Below are 20,390 nucleotides of genomic sequence, written 5' to 3' on the forward strand. Positions count from 1 at the left end.
GTGGCTCGATGACCCTGTTCTACCACTTTGATGAGACACAACCGCTGGCAGGCCGCTTGGCGATGGGCATTGAGTACGATGGCTCTCGCTTTTGCGGCTTTCAGCGTTTAAAGCATGCCGCCTCTGTACAGCAGGCCATTGAGGATGCGCTAGCCAAAGTGGCAGGCGCGCCGGTGCGTATTCATGCCAGCGGGCGCACGGATTCCGGCGTGCACGCCACCCGCCAAGTGATTCACTTCGACCCTCCGGTACAGCGCACCGAAAAGGCCTGGATCTTTGGCGCCAATACCAACTTGCCCAGAGATGTGGCCGTGCGCTGGGTGAAGCCGGTCTCCGATGATTTTCACTCCCGCCTGGGGGCGCTGGGGCGCCGCTATCGCTATATTTTCTTGAACCAAATTAGCCGCCCGGTATTAGAGCGCGCTAACGTCACCTGGTGTCGTGACCCGTTAGATGCGGATGCCATGCACCGAGCCGCCCAGGCCTTGGTCGGCGAGCACGACTTCAGCAGCTTTCGCGCCGCGGGTTGCCAGTCGAAAACGCCTTGGCGGCAAATGCACTTTGTAGAAGTAAAGCGCTACGGCCCGCTGGTGGTCATCGATATTCAGGGCAACGCCTTTTTGCACCATATGATCCGCAATATTGCCGGTGCCTTGGCAAGCGTTGGCCGTGGCGTGCAGGACGAAGGGCATATTGAACGCCTGCTGGCGCTGAAAAATCGCCGTAAAGGCGATGTGACGGCGCCTGCCTGCGGCCTGCATTTTGTCGACTCCATCTACGATGAGCGTTTTGAGCTACCCAAGGAGCCTCTTGGCCCTAACCTGCTCGCGTTCACCGGAGAGTGGACCGGCGAACGCGTGCTGCCCGATAGCCCGCGCGTTGCGGCCAGGCGGCGTCTGACGTTCTCTAAACAGGCTAACTCCAAGCAGGATAACACCGCGAAGCAGGAGGCCTCCTCATGAGCCAACTGATGGCACGCACGCGTATTAAATTTTGCGGGCTTACCCGCCCAGACGATATCGCCCACGCGGTGGCGTTGGGCGTCGATGCGCTCGGTTTTGTCATGTGGCCAAAAAGTAGCCGCAGCATTACGCCTGAGGCTCTGCAAGTGCTTGCCGCGCAGGTGCCTGCGTTCGTGACCCGGGTGGGGCTGTTTGTGAATCAGCCCGCTGAGTTGATTGAGCAGTGCTTGCCGCATCTGGATCTTATTCAGTTTCATGGCGACGAATCGGCGGCGTTTTGCCAACAGTTTGGGCGGCCCTGGATCAAGGCGCTACGCATGCGTGACGACCTCGACCTGCATCAGGCGGCAAGTGAGTACGCAGCGGCTCAGGCGTTACTGTTAGATGCTTATCGCCCTGGGGTGCCAGGGGGAACTGGCGAGACCTTTGATTGGTCTAGAATCCCCGCATCGCTTGAAAAACCTGTTATCCTGGCGGGTGGGTTAACGGCCGATAATATTGCCGCTGCGGTTGCCCAAGTCGCGCCGTATGCTGTTGATGTTTCAGGCGGTATTGAGGCATCTCCCGGCGTTAAAGATGCGACATTGATGGCCGCTTTTGTTCGTCATGTGGCGCAGGCCAATACGCGTTAAACGCCTCCTGCGTGCACTCAAATTCCGGCGCATTGTTCACGTTCACTGTGAGCGCGCCAAACGTTTGTTCATTCATTGTTTGCCTTTTCTGGCGATCTTGTGAGGTATGCCTGTGACTGTCTCAGTAACTGAAACCAAGTTCAGCGACCTGACCCGAATGCCGGATGCCCGTGGTCATTATGGCCCCTACGGCGGCCGGTTTGTGTCAGAAACCCTAAGCTTTGCCCTAGAAGAGTTAGAGCAGATTTACCTGAGTTTGCGTGATGATCCGGATTTTCAGGCTGAATTTGATCGTGACTTGGCCTACTACGTGGGCCGTCCGTCTCCGCTGTACCATGCCAAGCGCTGGTCAGACTCTTTGGGCGGTGCGCAAATTTGGTTGAAGCGTGAAGACCTTAACCACACTGGCGCTCACAAGGTGAATAACACCATCGGTCAGGCACTGCTGGCGAAAAAGACCGGCAAGCCGCGGGTCATCGCGGAAACCGGTGCTGGCCAGCATGGCGTTGCCACGGCAACCGTTGCTGCCCGTTTGGGCCTTGAGTGCGATGTCTATATGGGGGCTGCCGATGTGCAGCGCCAGAAGCTCAACGTTTACCGCATGCGGCTGCTGGGTGCCCGTGTCATTCCGGTGGAATCCGGCACGCGGACATTAAAAGACGCCATGAACGAGGCCCTGCGTGACTGGGTCACCAACGTCGATAACACCTTCTACATCATCGGTACCGTCGCTGGCCCACACCCGTACCCGCAGCTGGTACGCGATTTTAATGCCGTGGTGGGCCGCGAAGCACGTCGCCAATCGCTGGAGCAAATCGGCCGCTTGCCGGATGCGCTGGTTGCCTGTGTGGGTGGCGGCTCTAACGCACTGGGGCTTTTCTACCCGTTTGTAGAAGATGACGCAGTGGCCATGTACGGCGTGGAAGCCGGTGGTGATGGCGTCGAGACAGGCCGCCATGCAGCGCCGCTTTCGTCAAATGCGCCGCGCGGTGTGTTGCACGGTAATCGTACCTATTTAATGTCGGACGAAGCAGGGCAGGTGTCGGACACGCACTCCATTTCGGCGGGCCTGGATTACCCCGGCGTTGGCCCAGAGCACGCGCTCTGGAAAGACGTTGGCCGTGTGAACTACGTCGCCGCGAACGATAAAGAAGTGCTGGAAGCGTTCCGTGAGCTGACCCACATGGAAGGCATTATGCCCGCCCTGGAGTCTGCCCATGCCTTGGCCCATGCTAAGGTGCTGGCACCCACCATGCGCCCGGATCAGCATATTGTGGTGAACCTCTCGGGTCGTGGTGATAAAGATATCATGACCGTTGCGAAAATCGACGGCATCGAGTTTTAAGGGCTAGCATGAATCGTATTGACCAGCGTTTTTCAGAATTAAAGCAGCAGGGCCGTAAAGCCCTGATTCCTTACATCACGGCGGGTGACCCAGCGCCGCAGTATACCGTTGGCTTTATGCATGCCCTGGTGGAAGCGGGCGCTGATGTGATTGAGCTTGGCGTGCCGTTTTCAGATCCTATGGCCGATGGCCCGGTGATTCAGAAAGCCTGTGAGCGGGCGCTGAAACAGGGCACCCGCTTGGTGGACCTGCTGGAGATGGTGGCAGAGTTTCGTCAAGCTGATACCACCACGCCCATCGTATTGATGGGGTATTTAAACCCCATTGAGCGCATTGGTTACGAGGTGTTTGCTGACCAAGCGGCCAAGGTCGGAGTTGATGGCGTGCTGGTAGTGGATATGCCGCCCGAAGAGGCCGATGAGTTTGGCCCGTTGCTGAAGGCCCGTGGTTTGGCAGCGATTTTCCTCGTTGCGCCTACCACTTCCCATGCCCGTGCCGCTACAATATGCGCCCACGGTGAGGGCTACCTTTACTATGTTTCGTTAAAAGGTGTCACCGGTGCGGCCACGTTGAACGCTGAAGACGTGGCCGAGCACCTAGCGCCACTGCGTGGTATGACCGATTTACCGCTTTGTGTGGGTTTTGGTATTCGCGATGGTGTGACCGCTGCCGAAGTGGCAAAAGTGGCCGACGGCGTGATTGTGGGCAGTGCGTTGGTGAACCGCATTGCCGATAGCGTTGATGCGCCCGAGACCATTGCCGGGCAGTTAAAAAGCGTGCTGGCAGAAATGCGCACCGCGATGGACGCCTAAGCGCGTTCCCTCATCGTCTACACTGAATTGATTGACGACACTCATCAGGCTTGGCGCTGCCAAGCCTTGACGTACACGGAAGCCTTTTTGATATGAGCTGGTTAGACAAGATCGTGCCCTCTATGGGGCGTATCCAGCGTAAAGACCGTCGTGCCAGCGTGCCCGATGGTCTCTGGCGTAAATGTCCCAAGTGTGAAGCCGTTCTCTACCTCCCCGAGCTAGAGAAGCACCACAGCGTATGCCCCAAGTGTGAGCACCACTTACGCTTAACGGCCCGCAAGCGCTTGGACTGGTTCCTGGATAAACAGGGGCGCGAAGAGATCGCGGTGGAGATTGAGCCGATTGATCGTCTCAAATTCCGCGACTCCAAGAAATACAAAGACCGCCTAACGGCTGCCCAAAAAGATACTGGTGAAAAAGATGCGCTGGTGGCTATGCGTGGTGAGCTGGATGGGCTGCCGGTTGTTGCCGTGGCGTTTGAGTTCACCTTTATGGGTGGCTCCATGGGGGCGGTCGTTGGTGAGAAATTTGTACGTGCTGCCACGATTGCCCTGAAAGAAGGGATTCCATTGGTCTGCTTTGCAGCCTCTGGCGGCGCGCGTATGCAGGAAGCGTTGTTCTCGCTGATGCAGATGGCGAAAACATCGGCCGCGCTTGAGAAATTGAAGCAGGCGGGCGTTCCGTACATTTCGGTGCTAACCGACCCCGTCTTTGGCGGTGTGTCAGCCTCTCTGGCGATGCTGGGTGATTTAAACATTGCTGAGCCCAATGCGCTGATTGGTTTTGCTGGCCCGCGGGTAATTGAGCAAACCGTTCGTGAAACCCTGCCGGAAGGTTTCCAGCGCAGCGAGTTCCTGCTGGAGCATGGCACGGTGGATATGATTGTGCATCGTCACGACATGCGTGCCCGCGTGGGCGGTGTGCTGCGTAAGCTAACGCATCAAGCGGTTGTGCCTGCCGAGGCAGAGCTAGTCGAAGATGCGAATGTGGCAGAACCCGTGGTCAATGAAGAGCAGCTAGCCGACACGGCAAAGCCGTCCGCTTCGGCTGAGCCTCGTCAGGCGTCGAGCGATGACGCTTCACGCAATGCCTAACACCTTAGCGGCATGGCTTCATTACCTTGAAACCCTGCATCCCGTAGGGATCGATATGGGGTTGGAGCGTGTTTCCCTGGTGGCTAAACGTATGGGGCTGCTGGAGCGGCCCATTGCGGAGAAGGTCATCACGGTGGCAGGTACTAATGGCAAGGGTTCTACCCTTGCCATGATGGATTCGATTGCCCGTGCCCACGGTTGGCGGGCGGGAACTTATACATCTCCTCATCTGTTGCGTTATAACGAGCGGGTAACGGTAGATGGCCGGGAAGCCGGCGACCAGCGTTTGGTGGAAGGCTTCCAGCAGGTGGAAGACGCCCGTTTACAAGCGCCTGCGGTGAGCCTAACGTATTTCGAAGCCGGTACGCTGTGTGCTTTGTGGTGCTTGGCCAATGCTTCTTTGGATGTTGCTATCTTAGAAGTAGGCCTGGGGGGGCGCTTGGATGCCGTTAATATTATCGATGCAGATGTGGCCATTGTGACCACGATTGCACTGGATCACGCCAATTTCCTAGGCACTGATCTTGAGCAGATCGGGCGTGAAAAAGCGGGTATTTTCCGCCCGTTAAAACCCGCTGTGCTCGGCAGTCAGTCGTTGCCATCCAGCGTGTTGGAGTCTGCAATTTCAATGGCGGCGCACAGCTACGCGCTGGGTTCTGCGTTCAGTCATAGCGCGGGCGATCAAGTAGGCTCTCCTTGGTGTTGGCATGGCCTCACGACCGATGGCGATACGCTTTCCCTTGATGGCTTACCCGATCCTGGCCTGCCCATTGATAATGCCGCCACGGCGCTCCAGGCGTTAGCCTTAACCGGCCTTGCGCTGCAGTTAAATACCGTGCGTAAAGCGCTGCGTACGGTGACGCTTTCTGGGCGCATGCAGTGGGTAGGGCAGTGGTGCTTGGACGTAGGGCATAACCCCCACGCAGCGCAATACGTGGCGCGCCGTTTGCCCACACCGCCCAAGGGTGGTCGCCAATGGGCATTAATTGGCATGCTGAATGACAAGGATGCAGATGGCGTTATCCAAGCGTTGATGCCAAGTATCACCGATTGGGTATGCGTGACTCTTGAAGGCGAGCGTGGACGTTCTGCAGCAGAGTTAGCCGAACGTATTACGTCACAGGGTGGACACGTGTATTATTGCGCCGACTCCCCTGCCGCAGGGGCTGCCAAGCTTGCCAAGCAGCTAGCACCGGAGGACCGCGTGCTGGCAACCGGCTCGTTCTTCACGGTGGCTGAGTTATTGGCCATGCCGCTGCCGCAAGCAACGCTGCGGGCACGCTAAGCTTGATGGAGAGGGATATGAAATACGGTAAAACGGAACGCATCAGTGGCATCGTGATCCTGCTGGCGCTATTGGCCATCTTCGTCCCTTGGCTGATGAGCGACCCCGCGCCTCGTGAAGAGCGCCCACAGCCTACCTTCGTGATTGAGCAGCCTGTCAACGTGGTTCGCCAGGAGGTGCCTGTTCCTGTCATGCCGGAAAGCTTGAATACACCGGCACCGTCAGCGCCTGTAGAGATTGATGAAACCCTGGATGAGCCCATCGATGCGATGCCGCGTGCGCCGCAAACGGATCAAGTGGCGGACTCTGATAGCGCTTCTTCATCATCAAGCGCCGCTGCTGAGTCGGCTCCGGCTGAACCCAGTCGGGAACCGCCCTCTGCGCCGCAAGAAGACCCTATTGCTGCCTTGGTGGCTGCCAATGAAAGCCGTAATAACGCGTCAGCAGCCCCCGCAGCCCAGCAGCAGGGCGAGTGGGCGGTTCAGGTCGGTAGCTTTGGTGATACCGACAATGCACAACGTATTAGCGACCAGTTAAGCGGTGAGGGTTTTAGCGTATTTCAACGTGCCCGTGATAATAACCTGACCACTGTCTTGGTTGGCCCATACGAGACCTCTGAGGATGGCGAGGCGGCAATGGCGCTGATCAAACAGCGTGTTAACGTGCAAGGGTTACTTGTGCGGGTAAGGGATTAATAATGGCGCTAACGTGGATTGATGCGCTGTTTTTAGCGGTTCTGTCGCTTTCAATGCTGGCTGGCTTTGTGCGTGGTTTTGTACGGGAGTCGCTAGGTTTGGCGGCTTGGGTCGTGGCGCTTATGGTGGCACGCGTTCTGGCTGAGCCTGTTGCAGAGCTTATGAGCGGCTTTATTGAAAGCTTCGACGCCCGTTTAGTGCTGGCGTTCGCACTGGTTATTTTTGCCGTCATTTTGTTATGCGGCATCGTTATTCGGGTCGTGCATGCCGCAGTTGAGTGGGTAGGGATGGGGCTGTTGAACCGTTTTGCCGGTGCGGCCTTTGGGGTTGCCCGTGGTGCGGTGATTCTGCTGGTGGCGACTGTTTTAATTACCCTTACACCGCTGGCAGAACTTCAAGCTTGGCAACAGGCCTCTTTACGTCCCACGTTTATAGAACTGCGTGATTGGGCCGTGAGCCAGCTCGACCAATGGGAGCGGGAGCTGCCTACACCGCCTGAGTCGCTGCGCGATATTTCGCTGCCTGAACTGCGTCGTCCGCAGCCGATGCTTCCCCAAAGCAGTGCCCCTGAGGTGGAATGACCGGGCCTGCTAGTAAAAAATTCTCCGCTGGTGCTGCCTCCAGCGCTAGCGCTTGTCAGTTTGATGAACGTACGGGCTTGCGTCAGTAAGTCATGGTATTAAAGCGAGGTAACTGGAATGTGCGGTATAGTGGGCCTTCTGGCCAAGCAGGCGGTAAATCAGGGAATCTACGATGCCCTGACCGTACTTCAGCATCGGGGCCAGGACGCTGCCGGAATGATGACTTGGAGCGAGGGACGCTTCCTACTGCGCAAGAGTAACGGCTTAGTCCGTGACGTCTTCCATACTCGCCACATGGCTCGCCTGAAAGGTAACCTGGGTATTGGCCATGTGCGTTACCCAACCGCAGGCTCTTCTAGCGAGGCAGAGTCTCAGCCTTTCTATGTTAACTCCCCTTACGGCATTGCGCTGGCTCACAACGGCAACCTGACCAACTCTGAGCAGTTGAAGCAGGAGCTGTTCTCCACCGACCTTCGCCATATCAACACCAGCTCAGACTCTGAAGTGCTGCTTAACGTGTTTGCCCACGAGCTGGGTAAACAGGGCCTTCATCTGGAAGCGGAAGACATTTTCGACGCGGTTCGTAGAGTGCACCGGCGCTGCAAAGGCGGCTACGCGGCGGTCGCGATCATTAACGGGTTTGGTATGGTGGCTTTCCGTGACCCGCACGGTATTCGTCCGGTGGTGTTTGGTACCCGCCAGGATGGCGATGGCCAAGATGTCATGATTGCCTCTGAATCCGTGGCGCTGGATGTTGGCGGCTTTGAGTTGGAGCGTGATTTATCACCGGGCGAAGCGATTTTCGTCGATATGCAGGGCCAGATTCATACCCAGGTGTGCGCTGATCGCCCGCAGCTGCGTTCGTGCATTTTTGAGCATGTCTACCTTGCCCGCCCTGACTCCATCTTGGACGGTGCCTACGTGTACGGCACGCGTATGCAGATGGGGCGCAAGCTGGGTGACCGGATTCTGAACGAGTGGCCGGACCACGATATCGATGTGGTTATTCCCATCCCCGATACCTCGCGCACCTCGGCACTGGAAATGGCCCAGCATCTCGGCGTGACCTACCGCGAAGGCTTCATGAAGAACCGCTATATTGGCCGTACCTTCATTATGCCGGGGCAGACCCAGCGTAAAAAGTCGGTACGCCAAAAGCTGAACGCCATTGACGTTGAGTTTAAGGGTAAGAATGTACTGCTGGTGGATGACTCCATCGTGCGGGGTACGACCTGCAAACAGATCATTCAGATGGCTCGCGATGCTGGTGCACGCAAGGTCTATTTTGCCTCTGCTGCGCCGCCCGTTCGCTACCCCAATGTTTACGGTATTGATATGCCGGCTGCCACTGAGCTGATCGCCCATGGCCGTACGGAAGATGAAGTTGGCCAGTTGATTGGCGCTGACCGTATTTTCTACCAGGACTTGGAAGATCTTAAAGACGCCTGCCGTGAAGTGAACCCAGAGATGGAAGCCTTTGACTGCTCCGTCTTTGATGGCAACTATGTGACGGGTGATATCGATGAGGCTTATCTGGCTGTCTTAGAAGCCAGCCGTAACGATGCCGCTAAAGATCAAAGTGCCGGTGATCATGCGCTGGTCGATATGCATAATCAAGATGACGATTTAGACGACTAACCCGATATGCGCCTGCGGCCGGCTGGCCTGCAGGCGTGATGGGGGCGTTTTAAGCGTTAGGATTTTGGTAGCAGTATTTTGCAATAGCGTTTGGCATAAGGGGCTCTAACATGCACGAAGATAGCCATCAGGATGAGTGGTCGCTTGAGACGCTCGCTATTCGCGCGGGCCATCACCGCACGTTTGAGCAAGAGCACTCGGAACCCATTTTTCCCACATCAAGCTTTGTGTACGAGAGTGCCGCCGAGGCGGCACGGAAGTTTGGTGGCAAAGAGCCAGGCAACGTCTATTCGCGCTTTACCAACCCAACGGTTCATACCTTTGAGCGCCGCCTAGCGGCACTGGAAGGTGGTGAGCGCTGTGTAGCGACCAGCTCCGGTATGGCGGCGATTTTGTCGACGGCACTAGCGTTGCTGTCATCGGGGGATGAGATCGTTGCCTCGCGTTCGCTGTTTGGTTCTACGGTGAGCCTGTTTGATAAGTACCTCGGCAAGTTTGGTATTACCACCCGCTATGTAGAGCTTTCTAACATGGCGGCTTGGGAGGAGGCGATGAGCCCCAATACCAAGCTGATGTTTGCCGAAACACCGTCAAACCCGCTGTCTGAAGTAGCGGATATTGCTGCGTTGGCGGCACTCGCCAAGCGTAGCGGCGCACTATTAGCCATTGATAACTGCTTTTTAACGCCGGCACTGCAAAAGCCTATCGTCCTGGGTGCGGATTTGGTGATTCACTCCGCCACGAAGTACCTGGATGGCCAGGGACGCGCGGTTGGCGGCGCGGTGGTGGGCAAGCATGATGTGCTGGAAGAAGTCTTTGGCGTGGTGCGTACCTGCGGCCCCTGTATGAGCCCGTTTAACGCGTGGATTTTCACAAAGGGGTTAGAAACCCTCTCGCTGCGCATGAAGGCGCACTGCGACAATGCTGTCACGCTTGCTCATTGGCTTGACCAGCATCCTGCGGTCACGCGCGTTTACTACAGCGGGTTAGAAGCTCACCCGCAGCACGCGCTGGCTAAACAGCAGCAGCAAGGCTTTGGCGCTGTGCTTGGCTTTGAGGTGAAAGGTGGGCAAGAGGGCGCTTGGCAGGTGATTGATGCAACGCGCATGCTCTCCATTACCGGTAATTTAGGTGATGTGAAAACCACTATTACTCACCCAGCCACCACCACACATGGGCGACTTTCGGATGCACAGAAAGAAGCAGCAGGCATTTCGCCTGGCTTGATTCGTGTGGCCGTTGGGCTTGAAAGTCAGGAAGATATTCAGCGTGATTTGGCACGTGGCTTAGATGCGCTAGCTGCTCAGTAAGTCACTATGGTTGAAGCCTACAAAGGTTCAGGCCAGCAAAAAACCCACCGATAGGTGGGTTTTTTGGCATCTGTGACACTCAGCGCTGCCTGTGTTAGGCAGCACTGCTCTGTTTTAGGATGCGTTGCGTTGTGGCAGGTCGAACTGCGCAATTTGGCCGTCGTTGCTGTTTGCGTGATGCGCTTCAGAGCTTGGCTCAATCACGTTGTTTTTGGCAGCGTCGCCGTTTACCAGCGTCAAATCTGCCGGCGTCATGTCCAAGCTTTCAGCGCTGGGGCTGGCAGAAGAGCTTGCGTGAACAACCTCATTTAGCTCAGCAGAGCCTTGTTCAGCCAGAGCAGCCGTAGAGGTCAGGGTCAGGGCGATAGCAGAAATCAGGGTTAACTTTTTCATGATGCGTACTCTCTCTTAACGATTACAAATGAAGGTGTCTTAGATCGTGGTGACATGTCGTGTCAGAACGTGCGCTAATAATAAGCGCGCTAAACAAATATTAAAATTGATTAAAATTGCTATATTTTTTCGATTTTATCGAATGGTGGTGGCTGTGCGTCGCGGAGAGTGTTTGAGTCGGCACATCAGTCGTTAGCTGAATATTCAATGGTTTTTACGAACGAAGTATTCTGCTTTTTTCAGCAGAGTTTTACCTAGCGAGGCGGTATGCTTTTAACCTGGTTAAAGCAGCTCGCCGCTGGTAGCGCGGATTTTATACGGGGAATCAAGGATGTTGCGGAACACACGCAGCGGTTGGGGTGTCATTAGTATTTCTTTCCATTGGCTAAGTGCGCTGGCGATCATCGGCCTGTTTATACTGGGCTGGTGGATGACGGGTTTGGGCTACTATGACCCTTGGTATAATCAGGCACCTTGGATTCACCGCTCGATTGGCATTTTATTGCTGCTTGTAACCTTTACCCGGCTTATATGGCGTTTGGTACAGCCTACCCCGAACGTCGAAGGGAGCCGGCTAGAGCGCGTGGCGGCGCATGCGGGCCATATAGGACTGTATGTACTGTTACTGCTGGTATTGACGAGCGGTTATTTAATTTCGACAGCTAACGGCCGCGGCATTAGCGTATTTGACTGGTTCGAGATTCCTGCCCTGCTGCACGGGTTGCCTAATCAAGCGAGTCTCGCGGGCGACGTGCACTGGTATAGCGCAATTGCATTAATGGTATTGGCAGGCGGACATGCGCTGGTAGCGCTGGTGCATCACTTTAAGCACCGTCACGCTACGCTCAAGCGCATGTTGAATCCCCGCCATAGCCACACGTCACACTGATTTTTTGAACGCTGTCGGGTGTACTACTTGGACAGTGCCCATAAAGGAAAGAGAGGAGATGGACGTAATGATGAAAAAAAGCGTAATGGCAGTGGCCGTAGCGGCAGCCGCGATGGTTCCTTTAAGCCAAGCACAGGCAGCAGATTATCAAATTGATATCGAAGGCCAGCACGCCTTTGTTCAATTTAAAATTAACCACCTGGGCTTCTCCTACATCTTGGGCAGCTTTGAAGAGTTTGACGGCCAGTTCTCTTACGATGCTGACGATCTGGACGCTTCTTCTGTCGAAATGGAAGTTCAAATTGATAGTCTGACCAGTAATCATGCTGAGCGTGACCGCCACATCTTGAGCGGTGACTTCCTGAATGCCAGCGAATTCCCCACGGCGACGTTTACTTCTACCGGATTTGAATCTACCGGCGACAATGAAGGCGTTGTGACCGGTGAGCTAACGCTGCATGGTCAGACTCAAGAGATCGAAATGCCGGTAACGCTGATGGGTGAAGGTGAAGACCCCTGGGGCAATTACCGCGCAGGTTTTGAAGGCAGCACGATGCTTACCCTCGGTGATTTCGGTATTAACATGAGCGATTTCCCGGAAGTTATGCACGAAGTTGAGCTGTACGTGACGTTTGAAGGTATTCGCCAGTAAGCGATACGGTTTAAAAACGCCGCCACCCTAACGGGTGGTGGCGTTTTTTGCGTTTAGTATTCCTACATTTATGACGCTAAGGAGTCAGTTTTTGGCAGCTGTCATGCAACAACGCGAGTTGGCGATAACCCTATGGCGGCAAACGTGGCCGATGGCCATTGGTGTGCTGGCGCTATTGGGTTTTCAGCTTGTGGACAGTGCGTTTATCGCACGTTTAGGGACTGCGCCGCTGGCGGCTCAGTCGTTTACCTTTCCTCTGTCGTTTTTGATCATTGGAATACAGGTGGGGATGGGCATTGCCATCGCCGCGTTGATTTCCAGAGCATTAGGAGCAGGCGAGCAGGCGAGGGCCAAGCGGCTCTCAAGCTTGGTGCTGATTGCTGGGGGGGCGGTGATTGCCGTACTGGCAGTGGCGTTATGGCTGCTTCAGGTGCCGCTCTTTCAGCTGCTGGGGGCGGACGAAACGGCGCTGACGTACATTCGTGCCTACTGGGGGCCTCAGCTATTCTCTGCTTGGTTGGGGGCGCTGCTTTACTTTATGTATAGCGTCTTTCGTGCTCACGGTGATACACGCATGCCCGGCAAGATGATGGTGCTCAGTAGCCTGATCAATCTAGCGCTCGATCCGCTGTTTATTTTTGGTGTAGGTGGCTGGGAAGGTTGGGGGCTGCCGGGTGCAGCGTGGGCGACTGCCGTAGCGTTTTCCGTTGGTCTGATGCTAACAGGGGCTAAATTGCGTCGCTGTCAGTGGGCGACAATGGATGATATTGGGCAAGAAGCCGTGCGCTCATGGCGGCCTTTTACAGGCATTGCCGCTCCCGCGATGGTCAGCCAATTGATGCCACCGCTGGCGGCCATGCTTGCTATTGCCGCAGTGGCGGGCTTAGGCGATACGCAGGTAGCCGCGTGGGGGTTAGCGAGCCGCCTTGAGACGCTATCGCTGATGGTGATTCTTGCCATGACCATGTCACTCCCTCCTTGGCTGGGGCGCTGTTATGGCGCGGGGGATTGGGGGCAAATTCAGCAGCTTATGCGCCTAGCATTAAAAGTGGCCGTGATTTGGCAGCTAAGCCTTGGCGTACTGCTGGCGTTAGCGTCGCCGTGGGTGGCCATGGCCTTGGCGGGCAATCCAGAGGTGCAGAGTGAACTTGCTCTGCTGATTCGCTTTATGCTGCCAAGCTACGCAGCACTTGGTGTCTGTATGCTGGTCGTATCGGCGGGTAATGCGCTGGGATGGCCGCTTAGGGCAATGCTGCTTTCCAGTGCGCGGCTGTTTATCTGCTACTTGCCCTGTTTATGGCTGGGATCGCAGCTCTTTGGCTGGACCGGCCTAGCCGCGGGGGCGGCGATTGGCAACCTGCTGGCCGGCCTAACGGCGTGGGTGGTGCTTAAGCGTATTCTCTCCCGCCCGCATCGGCAGGCGGGAGCATCAGGCTAGATTAGCGTTTATGGGGTGCTTCTTGGAACGAGAAGTAGATAAACAGCAGGGCCATAGCTAAGTAGCCCATCACAAATTCCGGCGCGGCGTTAAAAGCGAGTTTGGGTGCATGCATTAAGCCGACAAACGAGAAGCCTGCGGCTATTACAGCAAACGCGGCTGCCCGTCGGAATTGGTGATCAATCACAGACACCGTCATGGCACCCAAGAAAATGGCCATAAACATAGCGCCTTGCCCCATCACCACAATGGCGCTGGAGATATCGCTGACAACCTCGCCTGCGCCTCGGTTAAAGCGTGTCATGACATAGTTGGCAAAGTAGGGCAGCATCGCCAGCGCAATGGCCGGGTAGTAGCGGGTATCGTTGGCTTGAAACGCGGTGGCAATCATCGACATGCCTACAAATACTAGAATGGGAGCGACGACGGAAACCGGAATAATGGCGGCCAGTGCGGCAATCAGGCCAAACATGGTGGCCAGTGCATAGACGGCACCGTTGAGCAGGCTGTAACCGCGACCCGCGCCCATCCATTTCGCGCCCACCGTGGCAATATAAACCGTCGTTGGAAACACGCCACCAAATAGCGCGCCAATCATGGTGCCTGCACCATCCACCGCCTGGCATTCACGCACGTCGTACTTATCGCCCGCGGCTTCCATGGCTTCAACGTTATTCATGGTTTCGATGGCGTTATAAAGCGTGATGGGAAGTACCACCGTGAGCACCGCCAGCATGCCGGTAAACAGCAGGCCAAGGCCCTCAAACCAGGCAAGGTTGGGCAGCAATGGGTAGAAACCCAGGTGGGTGAAGGCATCGCTAAAGCGCTCGCTGCCTGCATCGCCAATTAAGTAGGCCATGGCGGTGCCAACCACGATGGCAAACAGCGACGTGGGTAGTTTGAAAGGCATGCTGACCCGGGCCACCAAGCCGACAATAATAATACCCAGCACCAGCAGGCCGACTACCGGCATTTCTAGGGTTTTGAACAGCATTTCACCGGCAATAAACGTCAGCGCTACGCCAGCTACCGCCCCCAGCATGGCGGCGCGAGGCAGGTGGTACTGCACCCAGCGGCCAATGACGCTGATAACGGCTTCAATGGCACCGCTGATAAAGCAGGCTGCCACGGCGACTTTCCAGGCTAGCTCCGCATCACCCGTTAGCTGTTTGGCAGGTAACAGGACGCCAAATAGAAACACAAACATCACGGGGGTAGAGATGCCGTAAGAGAGGGCGGTAACGTCGCTGCGGTTCTCTTTACGCGCTAACCTAGCGGCGCTCCAGGCGTAGTAGAAGTTACCTGCCATCACGGCCACTGCCGCGCCGGGAAGCACCTGGCCGTAAACAATCGAGGTGGGGAACCCCATGCCTAACATCGTAATCGCGATGATGACGAAGTTAGCGATATTGTTTTGAAAGAGCGCAAAGAATGCGTCGGTGTCTTCTTTTTTGTACCACGGGTAGTGAGTGCCGGCAGCCGCCATGTTATGCCTCTTGGTTATGGTGTGTTGTATACAAGGCTACGCTGAGTGTGCCGAAAGTTTGACTAATCGGTCAAGCGTTGCTTTGCAACGGACGCCGCACGGGCGCCCCAGGCTCTGGCGGCGAACGCGCAATTGTACACAACCTTGGCCAAGGGGTTGATAAGGTTATGGGTTTTTCATCAGAAAGTTGTGACTAACAAAAACGCCCAGGCATTTGCCTGGGCGTAGTGATCGCGGGATGCTGATTAGTCGTTCACAGCAGCAATCGCTTTAGCTAGGTAGGGGAGGTTCTCATGAGAGAAGCCTGCTACGTTTGCGCGGCCAGAGCGCACCATGTAGATGCCAAACTCATCGCGTAGACGATCAACCTGTTCAGGTGTTAGGCCGGTATAGGAGAACATGCCGCGCTGTTCGGCAACGCAGGCGTACTTCTCATCGAGACCGTAAGGCTTCAGCGCATCAACGAAGTCACGGCGCAGCGTGTTGATACGGTCGCGCATTTCGGTCAGCTCTTCGCGCCACATAGCGGAAAGCTCGGCATCGTGAAGAATCTCGCTGACAATCGCGCCGCCGTGAGCAGGCGGGTTGGAGTAGTTCTCACGCGCTACAATCGCCACTTGTGAACGAACGTTCTCCATCTGCTCGGCGTCTTTGGCGACCAGAATCAAGCAGCCGGTACGCTCGCAGTAAATGCCAAAGTTCTTGGAGCAGGAACTGGTGATGATCACTTCATCTAGATTTTCAGCCAGCAGACGAACGCCGTAGGCGTCTTCGTCTAAGCCTTCACCAAAGCCCTGATAAGCGAAATCAATCAACGGAAGCAGTTGGCGCTCTTTCAATACCGCCATCACTTCTTGCCACTGCTGCTGAGAAAGATCAAAGCCCGTCGGGTTGTGACAGCAGGCGTGCAGCACTACCACATCGCCTTCTGGAATCTTTTTCAGCGCGGCCAGCATGCCATCAAAATCAAGGCGGTTGTCGGCATCGACGTATGGGTACTTGTGCAGCTCAATACCGGCGGAGGTGAAGATGCCGTGGTGGTTGGGCCACGTAGGATCGCTAACCCAAATACCTTTACCCGGCAGTTGGCTGGCCACAAAATCTGCCGCCAAACGCAGGGCGCCAGTGCCGCCAGGAGATTGGGTAGCGCTGGCACGCTTAGCGTTCAGCACTGGGGAGTTAGCGCCCAGTACCATAGGAAGAACGGCTTCACCATAGGCCGGGGCACCGTGAGAACCAATGTAGGTTTTGGTGGTTTCATTCTTGAGCAGGCGAGCTTCTGCTTCCTTGACGGCGCGCATCACCGGCGTGTTGCCAGCGGCGTCGCGGTATACGCCAACACCAAGGTCCACTTTCTGCGGGTTGGTATCTTTTTTGAAAGCTTCGATCAGCCCAAGAATGGCGTCTCCAGGGACTCGCTCAATTTGCTCAAACATTTATTCGGCTACCTCGTCGGTTCTGGCGGCAAGAATGAAGTCATTAAGATGCAGGCCGTTTATTTCATGGGACCACCAAGTGACGGTGGTTTTGCCCCATTCGGTCATCAGTACAGGGTGATGCCCCGCCTGCTCTGCGACATCGCCAACCCGCTGGCTAAACGCTAGCGCATCGGCAAAATTACGAAACGTGAATTGTCTCGACAGCTTCATGATGCCATCGTGCTCGATAATCTGCCACTCTGGAAGCGCCTTAAGATGAGCTTGGCATGCCTCATAAGAGAGCGGTATGGCGTTGCCACTGCAGGGTTCGCACTGTGAATGAGCGAGCGTTGTCATGGTGTCAACTCCTTTGTAGGTTCACCTACTTAAGGTAGAAGGCAGACACAGTCTCGACCAACATCCTTTGCGCTATATAGCGCTCGGTCAGCTCGTTCAACGAGGCTCACCATGGGCTCCCCACAGCGATACTCTGCTACGCCTATGCTGAGCGTCACACTCCCAGCCCCCATGCCAAAATCGTGTTCTGCAATGGTTTGGCGTAAGCGGTCAGCAAGCTTATGGCATTGCTGCAGCGAGGTTAGCGGCAGCACTACCATAAACTCCTCACCCCCTAATCTTGCCACCATGTCTTCACAGCGCAGCAGCGACTGCGTCACCGTGGCGAGCTGTTTCAGAACACTATCTCCCTGTAGGTGGCCCCAACGGTCATTGAGCTGTTTGAAGTGATCGATATCGATCATCATGATCGAAAGCGGCGTACCGTGGCGGGTGCTCAGAGACGTTAGGTGGGTTAACTGCACCATCAGTTTGCGTCGGTTGGGCAAGCTGGTCAGCGGGTCGGTATCACATAGTTTGCGTAACCGCTGCTCTTCGATGACCTGGTCGGTAATGTCCAGCATCAGGCCGTTCCAGCGTACCCCAGACTCAATGGGCTCTGGGTTGGCGCTCACGGCGATCCAATGCGGTTTTTCTTGGGGAAAAGGGAGCCGAAAACGCGTATTGAGTGGCAGCATCCAGCGAGCTGAACGCTCGATCGCCGACATCACTTTCGGGTGGTCATCGCCCGTTAGTTGCTCTAATAGCGGGCTGGCATCGGTGGCTAACTGCTGTTTATCAACATAAGCGAGTGCTATACCGCCGCCCTCAAGGTACGGGAAGTGCATCTGGCCGCTATGAGAGCGGAAAAACTGAAAAAGTACCCCAGGAATATGGGGGACTAAGTTGTCGGCACTCTTACCGGTATTCTGAGGAATGGCTACAGGAGGTACGGGTACGTCATTCACGGGCATGCGTGAATCTCCAATTTTTTATGCCTGTTGTAAGTTAGCCGTGAAGATTAGCGGTAAAAGCGTAAACAATATGTAAGCCATTACTGACAATTTCTCGTTTTTTAATATTTTTTGGGAATTAAAAATTCATCATCTATTCCTTTTTTACTATATTGCCGCGAAAATGGTTAAAAGTAGAGCATCGCCTGCTTTTGATGCTTTTTTGGCATATTGATAAAACATTTGTTAATCCACTGGGTGGTCGTTTTGGATACGCAGCAATCACAGATAGGTGACGCCAAGGCAGCGGATGCGTCTCTGAATTGCCTGGGGCGTGTTAGCTTGATCGGCGCTGGTCCAGGCGATCCTGATTTATTGACGTTAAAAGCGTACAAACGGCTATTGAGCGCAGAAGTGGTGCTGTATGACCGTTTAGTCAGCGATGAAATACTGGCGCTACTGCCTGCGACCACAGCCCGCTATTACGTCGGCAAGGCGCGCTCCTCCCACAGCGTCCCTCAAGACGAGATCAACCAATCATTGGTCGCCTGGGCGTGGCAGGGCAAAAAAGTGGTTCGTCTCAAAGGAGGCGACCCGTTTATTTTTGGGCGTGGAGGCGAAGAGCTGGAGACGCTGGTTGCCGAACGCGTGCCCGTGGAAGTGGTTCCGGGTATTACCGCGGCGTCTGGCTGCGCTGCTTATGCAGGGATTCCGCTCACCCATCGCGATCACGCGCAGTCGGTGCGGTTTGTAACGGGGCATCTACAGCACGGCGAGCTAAGTTTGGATTGGCCTACGCTGGCCCAGTCAGGACAGACGCTGGTGTTTTATATGGGGCTAAGCAATCTGAGTTTAATTTGCGAAGGACTCATGGCGCATGGGTTGAGCAAGTCGACCCCGTTAGCGCTTATTGAGCAGGGAACGACGCAGCGTCAACGCACTCATGTCGGCTCGCTCAGTGAGCTGCCCGAAGGCTTTTATAACGGCGGTATCAAGCCGCCTACTTTGCTGATTATTGGCAGCGTTGTGTCGCTACATCAAACGCTGTCTTGGTTCGAGGCGGATCATGGTACGGCGGTTGGATTTTCAGATGGCAAGCATGCGCGTTTAACGCAAGGGTAAATGTTTTGAGTGCCATGCTGGGTGGCGTTATGACCCGCGCTGTGTATGCTAGTAACGATAAGATTCATAAAACGACGATTTGATCACCATCGTGCTACTTGTCACTAATGCTGCTGATAACAGCAGCCAAGCGCAAAGAGGGACGCAGCATGTCAGACGTTAACCAGCCAAATCCGAACACGCCATCCCATAAGCCGGATATGAAAACACTCTTCCAAGATAACCGGGTGAAGGGTATTGCCGGTATCGCCGCGATTGCTGTGATTTGGGCCGTCATGGCGCAATCCAATTCAGGTACCCATCAAGAACGCGTCGAAACGCTAGAAGGGCAGCTTGCCAGCACTGAGCAAGAAAATGCTCAACTCAGCCAGCGTTTATCAGAAGTAGAGCAGGCAGAAGCGGATTTGACGGCCATGCGTGATGAAATGGCCTCTTTAGAGCAGCAGCAAGCGGAGGCCACAGCAAGCCTGGAGTCTGCCCAGGGTGATGTCAGCAGCGTACAGTCGCGTCTTGAGGAGCTTGAAAGCCAGCGCGAGACGCTGCAGCAAGAAGTGACGGCACTGGAAGAGCAGCTTGCCAGCGCGGAAAGTGAATTGCAGGCCCTGCGTGAAGAGCGTGACCAAGTGGTGAGCGAGCGTGATGAGGCAGAGTCGTCGCTACAGCAGGTTGAGGAAGCGCGTCAAAGTGCCGAAGACGCTCGCCAACAGGCAGAAGCTGCGCGTCAGCAGGCAGAAGAACAGCGTCAGCAGGCCGTTGAGGAGCAAGGTGCTGCTGAAACCGAACTTGGTGAGCTGGAAACTCAAGTTAGCGATGCCAACGACCGTTTAGCGACTCTCGATGAAGAAATTGCAACCCAGGAGAGCGAACTGCAAGGCCTGCAAGAAGAGCGTGATAGCGTCATGAGCGAGCGTGACGAGCTGCAGTCAGAGGTGGATTCGCTATCCCAATTACGTGAAGAAGAGCAGCAAAGCCTGAATCAGGTCCGCACTGAAATGGACGACCTGATGGTCGCGCTAGATATTGGGCGTGAAGAGGTGGCCAACGTCGAGAGCGATATTGAGTCTCGCCAAGAGCAGCTGGCGCGTTTAGAAACGCAGCTGAGCGAGTGGCGCGATGAGCTTTCAACGCTGGATGAGCGCCTTAACGTTGAAGACCCTACGACGGGTGAAGTGCCTGATCTAACCGGTGAGCAGCAAAACCAGCAAAGCGAGCAAGAGGGTGCTGGTGAGGATGCCCAGTCAGACAGTGAAGATTCAGCGGCTGAAGAGAGCCAGCAAAGCAGTAACTAAGCGCTGCACTGAGCCTTCACCGAGCGGTTGACTCCTTGAGCGGATGTGGGATTTCCCATA

At 55.5% G+C, this 20,390-nt stretch carries 20 protein-coding genes; 15 read left to right on the plus strand and 5 right to left on the minus strand.

The window, feature by feature from the left end:
* Window positions 1-8: 8 nt before the first annotated feature.
* The 10 genes from truA to R0J87_RS06420 all read left to right on the plus strand — a co-directional run bounded on the left by truA (window position 9) and on the right by R0J87_RS06420 (window position 10,354).
* Window positions 9-962 carry a tRNA pseudouridine(38-40) synthase TruA gene (gene truA, locus R0J87_RS06375; RefSeq protein WP_404345548.1) on the plus strand — a complete coding sequence of 318 codons (954 nt, stop codon included), beginning with the start codon at window positions 9-11 and terminating at the stop codon, window positions 960-962.
* Window positions 959-1,594: a phosphoribosylanthranilate isomerase gene (locus tag R0J87_RS06380; protein ID WP_498885075.1), complete on the plus strand. Its 636-nt coding sequence runs from the start codon at window positions 959-961 to the stop codon at window positions 1,592-1,594. Before truA ends, R0J87_RS06380 begins: the two co-directional genes overlap by 4 nt.
* A 106-nt stretch (window positions 1,595-1,700) precedes the next feature.
* Window positions 1,701-2,939, plus strand: coding sequence for a tryptophan synthase subunit beta (gene trpB / locus R0J87_RS06385; protein WP_404345550.1), 1,239 nt, complete (start codon window positions 1,701-1,703; stop codon window positions 2,937-2,939).
* An 8-nt stretch (window positions 2,940-2,947) separates the two neighbouring features.
* On the plus strand, window positions 2,948-3,751 hold the full coding sequence (gene trpA, locus R0J87_RS06390) for a tryptophan synthase subunit alpha (RefSeq protein WP_404345551.1): 804 nt from the start codon (window positions 2,948-2,950) through the stop codon (window positions 3,749-3,751).
* A 92-nt stretch (window positions 3,752-3,843) separates the two neighbouring features.
* Window positions 3,844-4,845, plus strand: coding sequence for an acetyl-CoA carboxylase, carboxyltransferase subunit beta (gene accD, locus R0J87_RS06395; RefSeq protein WP_498885076.1), 1,002 nt, complete (start codon window positions 3,844-3,846; stop codon window positions 4,843-4,845).
* Window positions 4,823-6,130: a bifunctional tetrahydrofolate synthase/dihydrofolate synthase gene (gene folC, locus R0J87_RS06400; protein ID WP_498885078.1), complete on the plus strand. Its 1,308-nt coding sequence runs from the start codon at window positions 4,823-4,825 to the stop codon at window positions 6,128-6,130. The genes accD and folC overlap by 23 nt, the downstream gene beginning before the upstream one ends.
* 17 nt (window positions 6,131-6,147) lie before the next feature.
* Window positions 6,148-6,825, plus strand: a complete 678-nt coding sequence (locus tag R0J87_RS06405; protein WP_498885080.1) for an SPOR domain-containing protein — start codon at window positions 6,148-6,150, stop codon at window positions 6,823-6,825.
* Between the two features lie 2 nt (window positions 6,826-6,827).
* Window positions 6,828-7,406: a CvpA family protein gene (locus R0J87_RS06410; RefSeq protein WP_404466117.1), complete on the plus strand. Its 579-nt coding sequence runs from the start codon at window positions 6,828-6,830 to the stop codon at window positions 7,404-7,406.
* Window positions 7,407-7,523: 117 nt separating this feature from the next.
* A complete protein-coding gene (gene purF, locus R0J87_RS06415) occupies window positions 7,524-9,044 on the plus strand; it encodes an amidophosphoribosyltransferase (RefSeq protein WP_311065511.1) in 1,521 nt (506 codons plus the stop codon).
* 110 nt (window positions 9,045-9,154) lie between these two features.
* Window positions 9,155-10,354: an O-succinylhomoserine sulfhydrylase gene (locus R0J87_RS06420; protein ID WP_498885081.1), complete on the plus strand. Its 1,200-nt coding sequence runs from the start codon at window positions 9,155-9,157 to the stop codon at window positions 10,352-10,354.
* 114 nt (window positions 10,355-10,468) lie between these two features.
* On the opposite strand, the gene R0J87_RS06425 is transcribed toward R0J87_RS06420, so the two are convergent.
* Complete coding sequence (locus tag R0J87_RS06425) at window positions 10,469-10,747, minus strand: hypothetical protein (RefSeq protein ID WP_498885082.1); 279 nt, start codon at window positions 10,745-10,747, stop codon at window positions 10,469-10,471.
* Window positions 10,748-11,078: 331 nt separating this feature from the next.
* Here R0J87_RS06425 and R0J87_RS06430 point away from each other — a divergent pair, with 331 nt between their 5' ends.
* From R0J87_RS06430 to R0J87_RS06440, 3 genes are all read left to right on the plus strand, one after another.
* Window positions 11,079-11,636 carry a cytochrome b gene (locus R0J87_RS06430; RefSeq protein ID WP_498885083.1) on the plus strand — a complete coding sequence of 186 codons (558 nt, stop codon included), beginning with the start codon at window positions 11,079-11,081 and terminating at the stop codon, window positions 11,634-11,636.
* A gap of 67 nt (window positions 11,637-11,703) precedes the next feature.
* Window positions 11,704-12,288 carry a YceI family protein gene (locus R0J87_RS06435; protein ID WP_404345559.1) on the plus strand — a complete coding sequence of 195 codons (585 nt, stop codon included), beginning with the start codon at window positions 11,704-11,706 and terminating at the stop codon, window positions 12,286-12,288.
* Window positions 12,289-12,391: 103 nt separating this feature from the next.
* On the plus strand, window positions 12,392-13,726 hold the full coding sequence (locus tag R0J87_RS06440; RefSeq protein ID WP_498885103.1) for an MATE family efflux transporter: 1,335 nt from the start codon (window positions 12,392-12,394) through the stop codon (window positions 13,724-13,726).
* 1 nt (window position 13,727) lies between these two features.
* Here the strand turns inward: R0J87_RS06440 and R0J87_RS06445 are convergent, their stop codons facing one another.
* From R0J87_RS06445 to R0J87_RS06460, 4 genes are all read right to left on the minus strand, one after another.
* Complete coding sequence (locus R0J87_RS06445; RefSeq protein WP_498885084.1) at window positions 13,728-15,212, minus strand: NCS2 family permease; 1,485 nt, start codon at window positions 15,210-15,212, stop codon at window positions 13,728-13,730.
* A 245-nt stretch (window positions 15,213-15,457) separates the two neighbouring features.
* Complete coding sequence (locus tag R0J87_RS06450) at window positions 15,458-16,648, minus strand: amino acid aminotransferase (RefSeq protein ID WP_404345561.1); 1,191 nt, start codon at window positions 16,646-16,648, stop codon at window positions 15,458-15,460.
* Window positions 16,649-16,987, minus strand: a complete 339-nt coding sequence (locus R0J87_RS06455; protein WP_404345562.1) for a 4a-hydroxytetrahydrobiopterin dehydratase — start codon at window positions 16,985-16,987, stop codon at window positions 16,649-16,651. It lies immediately after the preceding gene.
* A gap of 29 nt (window positions 16,988-17,016) precedes the next feature.
* Complete coding sequence (locus R0J87_RS06460; protein ID WP_404345563.1) at window positions 17,017-17,940, minus strand: GGDEF domain-containing protein; 924 nt, start codon at window positions 17,938-17,940, stop codon at window positions 17,017-17,019.
* A 297-nt stretch (window positions 17,941-18,237) separates the two neighbouring features.
* Here R0J87_RS06460 and cobA point away from each other — a divergent pair, with 297 nt between their 5' ends.
* On the plus strand, window positions 18,238-19,041 hold the full coding sequence (gene cobA, locus R0J87_RS06465; protein WP_404466408.1) for a uroporphyrinogen-III C-methyltransferase: 804 nt from the start codon (window positions 18,238-18,240) through the stop codon (window positions 19,039-19,041).
* Window positions 19,042-19,190: 149 nt separating this feature from the next.
* Window positions 19,191-20,330: a coiled-coil domain-containing protein gene (locus tag R0J87_RS06470; protein ID WP_498885086.1), complete on the plus strand. Its 1,140-nt coding sequence runs from the start codon at window positions 19,191-19,193 to the stop codon at window positions 20,328-20,330.
* The last annotated feature ends 60 nt before the right edge of the window (window positions 20,331-20,390 follow it).

It is taken from the genome of Halomonas sp. SIMBA_159, assembly GCF_046536035.1.
GTDB lineage: Bacteria > Pseudomonadota > Gammaproteobacteria > Pseudomonadales > Halomonadaceae > Vreelandella > Vreelandella venusta_A.